We start from the raw sequence: 8,226 nt of genomic DNA, 5'->3' as shown, positions 1-8,226 counted from the left end.
TTAGAGGAATTGCCACAAGATACGATAAGCTAAAACGTAACTATCAAAGCGCTGTTGCTTTAGCTTGTATATTTATATGGTTGCCTCTTTAGCTCAATTTATCGGCTGTAAATGTCAACACACCCTAATTGATGATATTGAAAACAAACTTCTTTATATGATGTAGTTAGTTCGGTGAAAAGGCTTAACTTTATTAGTTTCCTGATAGGGTGAGCCTGGATGCCTTTCAGTTAACTTCAAAATAGGTCCTATTGTGACTGAGGTATTAGGTGCAATACCAGCCTTAAAAAGTCTCTTATCTTCCTCAGATAAGAGGCTTTGGAGAGATTCTATTATCCAGTAATTCTATGATCATCCCAATAACATGGCACTACAATCAAATTGTTTTCATGTAAGCGTGACCATAATCGGACACCCAGATCACGTTGTATGCTCTCTAAAGTAAAATTGGAAATTAAAACAGTCGATTTCATGTTGTTATCGCGACTGTATAAAACTTTATGCACCATTTCTAAACGTTTCTCATGCCGGTCATGCAAGCCATATTCATCAATAACAAGTAAAATCAAAACTTGAAAAATGGTTAATGACTTCATTTTCAGAGCGTGAATTATCTGCCCAAGTATCCATCATTCTTTGAGCTATATCTGCACTGGTCGTGTAGCGTGCAGATCGTCTAGTATTGTGAAGAATGTTGCGAATGATCGATGCACTTAGATGTGTTTTACCCGTACCTGGTGTTCCGATGAGCAAAAGGTTCGGATGAAGATTTGAAATAATGTGTTGTGCAAAGGCTTGGCATAGTTGGATAGCATTGTCTTGTTGGGGACATGGTAATCCTCCCATAAATAACCGAAGTTAAAAGTAGAGGTTAAGCAGCCATTAAAGGTGGCCTTCCTTTGTTTGCTTGGTGTGGTCTTTCATGGTTGTAATGCCACAGCCAACTCGTTGCATAATCTTGTACCTCATCCAAAGTATCAAATAAATGTTTGCTCAGCCAGCTATAACGTACGGTTCTATTATAACGTTCAATATATGCATTCTGCTGTGGCTTACCTGGTTGAATATATTCAATACGAATACCGTGCTCAGTCGCCCAGCGTACAAATTCATGACTGATAAACTCCGGGCTATTGTCACACCGAATAACTAATGGTTTTTCTCGCCATTCCAATAACTGATTAAGAGTTCGAATTACTCGAGTTGTAGGTAATGAGAAGCCTGCTTCAATGGTTAGGCCTTCACGACGATAATCATCAATTACATTGAACAATCGAAACTTGCGACAATCGGAAAGCTGATCATGCATAAAATCTAATGACCAGACCTGATTTGCCCGAATCGGCTCTTTCAGTGGGTCTGGTATATGCCGTTTTAGTCTTCTTCTCGGTCTAATGCGTAGATTCAGTGCTAACTCACAGTAAATGCGATAAACACGCTTATGATTCCAAACATGGTTTTCAATATGTCGTAAATATGAGAAGCACAGACCAAAGCCCTAATCTGAATTTTCTTCAGTGAGTTCAATGAGCTGTTCAGCAATGAATGCATTGTCATCGCTGAGTTTGGCTTGATAGCGGTAGCAGGTTTCACTAATGATAAATGCAGAACAAGCTAAACGGATACTAACCGTATGCTGGGCAACGGCTAGTTGTGCCATCTTACGCCGGCAAGATGGCTTCACCACTTTTTTGCCATCGCTTCCTGAATAATCTCTGCCTTTAATCGTTCTTCAGCATACATTTTTTTCAGTCTGGTATTTTCTACTTCCAACTCTCTGAGTCGAACCATTAATGAGGTATCCATACCGCCATATTTAGCACGCCATTTATAAAAAGTGGCATTACTCATGCCGTGTTCACGACAAAGGGTGTCTACAGGTGTGCCAGACTCCGCTTGTTTCAAAATGGACATGATCTGGCTGTCAGTAAATTTAGATGTTTTCATGCAGAATCTCCTGCTCGTATCTTAAGAGAAAATTCTACTTTTAGATCCTATTATTTTTAGGGAGGATTACCCATGAAATCACATAATTTTTAAAACCACAGCCTAGATAGCGTTTATTTAGACCTGAATTTTTGATTTTTTGTTGTAGTAAACGCTGTTGTCGTTCCACTTCATAAGGGGCCTATGATTGGTGTACAGTTTCTTCCACGCATAATTTACAGAGCTTATGACCACACATTTCTATTACAGGCATGTGATGCATAGGGCACAGTGTCTCTTCTGTTGCTTCTGCATGTGCTTGGGGTATTTTAAACACGGGGGGCATGGTTATTCTCCTAAATCCATTTTGATTTTTTTAAAATAAAAATTTTTGCTTCTTTCAAAGAGACCAACATATTTTTATTGGAGATCACCGATATAGACTGATTCCCAAACTGCAACTTCTTATTCATTTTTCTACCTTTTTATAGATGTAAAAGGGCTAAGGTCATCAATTAGATGACCTTAATTTTTTGATTTATGTGTAAGCAAGATTGGTTAAGTGGAGGCGGGCCTTCTGTGCTAAATTTTCATAATTAGCTTGCTTATCATCCAGCTGTTGTTGTAACCAAAGCCTTAAAGCCTGATGATCATCAAAACATTTGTTGATGTTGAGCATGAAAGCGAGGTTATGTAGTTTGGGAATTTGAAACTCCTGAATCAGCTCACGCGCAATTGCATCAACTTCCTGTGATACCACAACACCACCAAAGAATGATTTAGTCATATTCATTCTCCATCTCATTGAGCTTTTCTAGCATCAGCTCAAAAGCACTGCCATCACGACGGGTGATATTAGGAACATAACGACTGTAAACACGGAACAACATTTCAGTCGTTGAGTGTCCTAGTTGTTTTGCAATCCATTCCGGATTTTCACCAGCTGAGAGCCATAATGTCGCTGCAGTATGCCGTGTTTGATATGCACGACGACTCTTAAGACCTAAAAATCTTAAAAGAGGGTGCCATACCCGACGATTGACTAGGCGATAGTCGAGAGGTTTACCTGCACGTGTTGAGAAGACGAATTCGGAACGACTTTTTACCATGTTCTTTTGATCTAATAGTGCTTGGTAAACTCGTTCACTCATTTGAATGACACGATCTGAACCATAAGTCTTAGTTCCACCAAGTTTGCCGTTGACCAAGGCTTCTTTGATATAGATCTCACGCCGTTGAAAATTGATGTTTTGCCAGCGTAGGCCATCAATTTCACTGGTACGCATACCTGTGAAGAAGCGAACGGTATAATATGGTTTAAAATCATCCCGGACAGCCTCTAGAATCTCTTGCACTTCTTGCAATGTGAAAGGCGTAACGTCAATGCGACTTTCCTTAAGATTCTTAATATTTTTATAAGGCGATACAAAATCGTATCGTTCCGCTGCATCATTAAGTATCATACGTAAAGGTGTCATGATCTGATTGATTCGAGATGCCTTCAGACTTGCTTGTTTTAAACCGTAATTCACTTTGCCGAGAGAGGAACGGAATTCAAGCAAGTCTGGCTTTTTTATCTGATCCAAGCAACGATGACCTAATGCAGGGATCAAATAGTTGTTTAAAATAATTTGTATTTTTTCCTGATAAGAAGCACGCCATTCGATTTTTTTCTCATCGAACCAAATAGAAGCGAAATCCTTAAATAAAGGTGTGGATGAGCTCAGCACAATGTGTTGTTGTTTCATCACAGCAAACTGTGCAACACGTTTGCTTTTAGGAAAATACTTTGCATAATCAAAAGTTCCTAAAGTGATTTCAGCTTCAAGTTGTTCCAAACGTTTTTTTAAGAGTCTACGATTTTGAGCCGTAGCTTCGAGATTCGTGGTCTCTCTGCAGCGAGTGCCTTGGTAGCGGAAATCGACTACGAGCTTTCCGCTGCGTTCCTGAATATTGGCCATAAGCTAAACTCCTTATTATTGCAAAGTGGTTAGGCCCAAGCCTGTAAACTTCAGCATATCTTCTTCGATACGCTCCCAAACAAAGAGTATTTTTCGACCACCAAAAGGGCGAATGTAGTGGATACCTTCAAGGAAAATACTATCTTTAAGCTGGTTGCGGATAGTGCGGGAGTCATAATGAATTTTTTCAGCCAACTGTTGGGCTGTCATGTAGGTATATGTCATAATAAGAAACCTTTATTTTTTACTAGTTAAGTAGGATTTTTTATGTCCTATATGTAAATTAGCATAAAAATTGGTCTTTGCAAGTACTTTTTACGACTTAAGTAGGAAAAAAGATGATTTATTCTAATTTGGCTGTATTGCTGGCTGAAAGAAAATTGAAAGTAGCAGATTTGGTTCGCATGACAGGTATAAATAAATCGACCTTGCACAAACTTTATAATGGTGAATCAGTAAGAATTGATTTTGATACGATCGATAAGATTTGTGAGTCTTTAAATGTAACAGTAGGGGAACTATTGATTCATAAAAAAGAGCAAATATCTGCAAATAATAATTAAAAGGTACAGATAAATTAAAAGTTGATAGCTCACTAAAAAAATGAATCATCAAATTTTATAGTAAGTAGAAAAAGTTAATCAAATATGTAATTACATATATGTTGGTTGAAATTATAAAGTTTGAGAATCAATGGGGGAGTTTGAAAAAAATGATGGACACGTTTTGGTCACAAATTGGTCACAAGCTCTGATTGTGTAGTTATGTAAACTTGCTTTCTTGAGTATCATAAATTCTGATAAATAAAAATATTTATTAAAATCAATAAAAAAAGCCCCTATCTTTCGATAAGGGCTTTTCGTATTCTGGAGCGGGAAAGGAGACTCGAACTCCCGACCCCAACCTTGGCAAGGTTATGCTCTACCAACTGAGCTATTCCCGCAATGAGGTGAATTATAGAGAATTTCACACAACTGTCAACTCTCTATGCTTCTGTTTGCTTAATTAATCAGCACGGCGCCAAATAGTGCCTTGACGAGTATCTTCAAGAACAACCCCTTGATCTAACAAAGATTGGCGAATGTCATCTGCTTTGGCAAATTCTTTGGCTTTTTTCGCATCTTTACGTTTTTGAATTAAATCTTCAATCTGTTCTTCTGATAAGCCTAATGCTTCCTGACCGATATCAGATTTCAGGAAATCATCCACATTGTGTTGCACCAAACCTAAAATATTGGTCAAGTGACGCAATGTCGAATAATACACAGCCGCTTGTTCAGCATTTTCATCTTTTACGGCACGGTTCAATTCTTTGTTGACTTCAAACAATACCGCAATTGCTTCTGCGGTGTTGAAATCATCACGCATAGCGGCATTAAAGCGCTCAACTAAAGCATCATCCAAAGTTTCTACGGTTTTTTCACCATAGACTTGCTGATAAGCTTTAAATGAATGATAGAAACGGGAAAGGGTATTTTTCGCTTCTTTTAAAGCAGTGTCAGAGAAGTTTACTGGGCTACGGTAATGTGATGACACAATAAAGAAGCGAATCACTTCAGGGTGGAATTTATCCATCACATCACGAATAGTGAAGAAGTTACCTAAAGACTTCGACATTTTTTCGCCATCGACATTAATAAAGCCGACATGCATCCAGTAATTAACATACTGTTCGCCAGTAGATGCCTCAGATTGCGCAATTTCATTTTCATGATGCGGGAAAGTTAAGTCTGAACCACCACCATGAATATCAAAATGGTTACCTAAGCAGCAGGTCGACATCGCTGAACATTCAATATGCCAGCCCGGACGGCCATTGCCCCAAGGCGAAGCCCAAGAAGGTTCATTTTCTTTGGCATGTTTCCAAAGCACGAAGTCAAAAGGATGTTTCTTTTCTACTTCTACATCAACACGTTCAGAAGCACCAGCCTGCATGTCGTCAAGTTTACGACCCGAAAGACGACCATATTTGGCAAACTTTTCAACTTCAAAATAAACATCGCCATTTGCAGATGGATATGCTGTACCTTTGTTAACCAAGTTACCAATCATATTCTGCATTTGATCGATATAGTCTGTTGCACGTGGTGCTTCATCAGGTGCTGCACAACCTAAATTGGCAGCATCTTCGTTCATGGCCTTGATAAAGCGATCGGTTAAAGCAGTAATGCTTTCGCCATTTTCATTGGCACGGGCAATGATTTTGTCGTCAATATCGGTAATGTTGCGAACGTATTTAACGTTCCAGCCCTGACTGCGCAGGAAACGGATAATGTAGTCGAATGCAACCATAACTCGAGCATGACCAATATGACAGTAGTCATACACGGTCATTCCACAGACATACATGTCGATATGTCCTTCTTTACGAGGTACGAATTCTACTTTTTTACGTTGCTCTGAGTTATATAGAACAAAAGGTTGCATAGGTCTTCAAATTGTTTCTACCAAAAGATGGCTCATCTTAACCTAAGCATTTTTATTCATAAAGTTAAAACCCAAAAAAGCAGATATTTTTTAATGCTTGATGTCTTTGCGTTGCTAAAAATAGCGTAGAAGGTTAATTGGATTCGGTCTGAATCTCATTCGAGTGCTGAATTCAATTTATCTGTCCGGAAGATAAAAATGAAGAAATGCATCTTTTCTGCATAATTCATGAATTCTTATACATTTGGAAACGTGCTATTTGCATAGATATGATAAAATTGTGAAAATTTTTTATTTTGAAAGTGAGAGCGCACCTCTCACGGCTTAAGGTATAACAACTTTGAATCCACCAAATATGCCGAATCAAGTCGATTTTCAGAAAGTCGCATTAGAAACTTTGCGTATTGAAGAGCATGCTTTACAAGTATTAGCGACGCAAATAGATGATCGTTTTAGCCAAGCCTGCGAAATCATTTTACAGTGCAAAGGGCGTTTAGTGATTACTGGTATGGGCAAATCGGGTCATATCGGTCGTAAAATGGCCGCTACGTTTGCCTCGACAGGTACGCCATCTTTCTTCATGCATCCGGGTGAAGCTGGACATGGTGATTTGGGCATGTTGGTTAAAGGTGATGTGCTCATTGCAATTTCAAACTCAGGTAAGAGTGATGAAATTATGATGCTGATGCCATTGATTAAACATTTGGGCATTCCTTTAATTACCATGAGTGGCGACAATAAAGGTCCCATGCCACAAAATGCCGATGTCGCATTGACCTTGGGTAATATTCAAGAAGCATGCCCTTTGGGGCTAGCTCCGACCTCAAGTACCACTGCAACATTAGCCTTAGGTGATGCCCTTGCGGTTGCTTTATTGGATGCACGTGGCTTTACCTCGGATGATTTTGCACGCTCTCATCCTGCTGGAGCGTTGGGTAAGCGTTTGTTATTGCATGTAAAGCATCTTATGCATACAGGTGAAGACTTACCAAAAGTGTCGCCAGAGACACCAATGAATAAAGTTCTGTATGAAATTTCAAATAAACGTTTGGGTCTTACCACGATTGTCGATGAAAACGATACCTTATTGGGTATATTTACCGACGGTGACTTACGTCGTTTGATTGATAAACAGCAAGGCTTTGACGTGAATATGAAAGTCTCAGAAGTGATGATTAAAAATCCTTTGACGATTTCACAAGAAGAACGCGCGGTACATGCTTTAGAACGTATGAACGAAAAGAAAATTACACAATTTGTAGTTGTTGATGATGCCAATAAAGTGATTGGGATTATCAGCATGCATGATCTGATTCAGGCTGGGGTAAATTAAGAAAATGGCATCGTATGTATTGCTAGAACAAGCGCGTCACATAGAAGCACTGGTACTGGATGTAGATGGAATTTTAAGTGATGGATTTGTAACGTTGACCAATAGCGGCGATGAAATCAAATCTTTTGATATTCGTGATGGCTTGGGCATGAAGTTAGTGCAAAAAGCGGGTATCAAAGTCATCATTATTACTGGCCGTAAAAGTAATATTGTTGAAAAACGCATGTCTGACTTAGGTGTCGATTTGGTCTTTCAAGGACGTGAAGACAAAGGTGTTGCCTTGACTGAAGCCTGTGCACAGTTTGGTATTGATCCTTCAGATTGCCTATATATGGGTGATGATTGGCCCGATCTTTCAGCCTTTGCTATTGCAGGGATGAAAGTGACCGTACCGAATGGACATTTAGAAGTACGTCGCCGTGCAGATCTTGTTACTCAGGCGATGGGTGGACGTGGTGCTGTTCGTGAAATCTGCGATATGCTTTTAGTTTCTAAAGGTGTATACCAGGAACTACTTGAAAAATATGCAAGTGCACCTTATTAATAAATTGATGCAGTCATTGGATTGAATCTCCGCTT

7 protein-coding genes, 1 tRNA gene and 4 pseudogenes are annotated in these 8,226 nt (G+C 39.1%); 4 read left to right on the top strand and 8 right to left on the bottom strand.

Going from position 1 to position 8,226, the window contains the following annotated elements; genetic code table 11:
• Positions 1–92: pseudogene (locus tag FTV38_RS13165) on the top strand (IS5/IS1182 family transposase); the annotation flags it as partial.
• Between the two features lie 240 nt (positions 93–332).
• On the opposite strand, the pseudogene FTV38_RS13160 reads toward FTV38_RS13165, so the two are convergent.
• From FTV38_RS13160 to FTV38_RS13140, 6 genes and pseudogenes are all read right to left on the bottom strand, one after another.
• Positions 333–831, bottom strand: a pseudogene (locus FTV38_RS13160) (ATP-binding protein); the annotation flags it as partial.
• A 40-nt stretch (positions 832–871) separates the two neighbouring features.
• Positions 872–1,947: pseudogene (locus FTV38_RS13155) on the bottom strand (IS3 family transposase).
• Positions 1,948–2,020: 73 nt separating this feature from the next.
• Positions 2,021–2,272 (bottom strand): annotated as a pseudogene (locus FTV38_RS18130) (ATP-binding protein); the annotation flags it as partial.
• A 192-nt stretch (positions 2,273–2,464) separates the two neighbouring features.
• Positions 2,465–2,713 (bottom strand): hypothetical protein, encoded by a 249-nt coding sequence (locus FTV38_RS13150; RefSeq protein ID WP_373887014.1) that lies wholly within the window; start codon positions 2,711–2,713, stop codon positions 2,465–2,467.
• A complete protein-coding gene (locus FTV38_RS13145; protein WP_180022706.1) occupies positions 2,706–3,887 on the bottom strand; it encodes an Arm DNA-binding domain-containing protein in 1,182 nt (393 codons plus the stop codon). The genes FTV38_RS13150 and FTV38_RS13145 overlap by 8 nt, the downstream gene beginning before the upstream one ends.
• A 15-nt stretch (positions 3,888–3,902) precedes the next feature.
• Positions 3,903–4,112 (bottom strand): hypothetical protein, encoded by a 210-nt coding sequence (locus FTV38_RS13140; protein WP_180022705.1) that lies wholly within the window; start codon positions 4,110–4,112, stop codon positions 3,903–3,905.
• 113 nt (positions 4,113–4,225) lie between these two features.
• On the opposite strand from FTV38_RS13140, the gene FTV38_RS13135 reads away from it, so the two are divergent.
• The gene (locus FTV38_RS13135) at positions 4,226–4,450 is read left to right on the top strand and encodes a helix-turn-helix transcriptional regulator (RefSeq protein WP_180022704.1); all 225 of its coding nucleotides are present in this window, start codon (positions 4,226–4,228) and stop codon (positions 4,448–4,450) included.
• Between the two features lie 304 nt (positions 4,451–4,754).
• Here FTV38_RS13135 and FTV38_RS13130 read toward each other — a convergent pair.
• Positions 4,755–4,830 (bottom strand) — tRNA-Gly (locus tag FTV38_RS13130).
• Between the two features lie 62 nt (positions 4,831–4,892).
• Positions 4,893–6,314 carry a cysteine--tRNA ligase gene (cysS, locus tag FTV38_RS13125; RefSeq protein ID WP_180022703.1) on the bottom strand — a complete coding sequence of 474 codons (1,422 nt, stop codon included), beginning with the start codon at positions 6,312–6,314 and terminating at the stop codon, positions 4,893–4,895.
• 355 nt (positions 6,315–6,669) lie between these two features.
• Here cysS and FTV38_RS13120 point away from each other — a divergent pair, with 355 nt between their 5' ends.
• Together FTV38_RS13120 and FTV38_RS13115 are read left to right on the top strand one after the other, a co-directional pair.
• Complete coding sequence (locus FTV38_RS13120) at positions 6,670–7,647, top strand: SIS domain-containing protein (RefSeq protein WP_168377848.1); 978 nt, start codon at positions 6,670–6,672, stop codon at positions 7,645–7,647.
• Between the two features lie 4 nt (positions 7,648–7,651).
• A complete protein-coding gene (locus FTV38_RS13115; RefSeq protein ID WP_078188762.1) occupies positions 7,652–8,191 on the top strand; it encodes an HAD family hydrolase in 540 nt (179 codons plus the stop codon).
• Positions 8,192–8,226 lie beyond the last annotated feature (35 nt).

Source organism: Acinetobacter sp. YH16044, assembly GCF_013417145.1.
Lineage (GTDB): Bacteria > Pseudomonadota > Gammaproteobacteria > Pseudomonadales > Moraxellaceae > Acinetobacter > Acinetobacter amyesii.
Note: the sequence above shows the minus strand (reverse complement) of the source record. Positions and strands in the feature narration are given on the sequence as shown.

Coding starts and splice junctions, on each gene's coding strand:
- FTV38_RS13150 (WP_373887014.1), bottom strand. CDS start 2,713: ATGACTAAATCATTCTTTGGTGGTGTTGTGGTATCACAGGAAGTTGAT.
- cysS (WP_180022703.1), bottom strand. CDS start 6,314: ATGCAACCTTTTGTTCTATATAACTCAGAGCAACGTAAAAAAGTAGAA.
- FTV38_RS13120 (WP_168377848.1), top strand. CDS start 6,670: ATGCCGAATCAAGTCGATTTTCAGAAAGTCGCATTAGAAACTTTGCGT.
- FTV38_RS13145 (WP_180022706.1), bottom strand. CDS start 3,887: ATGGCCAATATTCAGGAACGCAGCGGAAAGCTCGTAGTCGATTTCCGC.
- FTV38_RS13115 (WP_078188762.1), top strand. CDS start 7,652: ATGGCATCGTATGTATTGCTAGAACAAGCGCGTCACATAGAAGCACTG.
- FTV38_RS13135 (WP_180022704.1), top strand. CDS start 4,226: ATGATTTATTCTAATTTGGCTGTATTGCTGGCTGAAAGAAAATTGAAA.
- FTV38_RS13140 (WP_180022705.1), bottom strand. CDS start 4,112: ATGACATATACCTACATGACAGCCCAACAGTTGGCTGAAAAAATTCAT.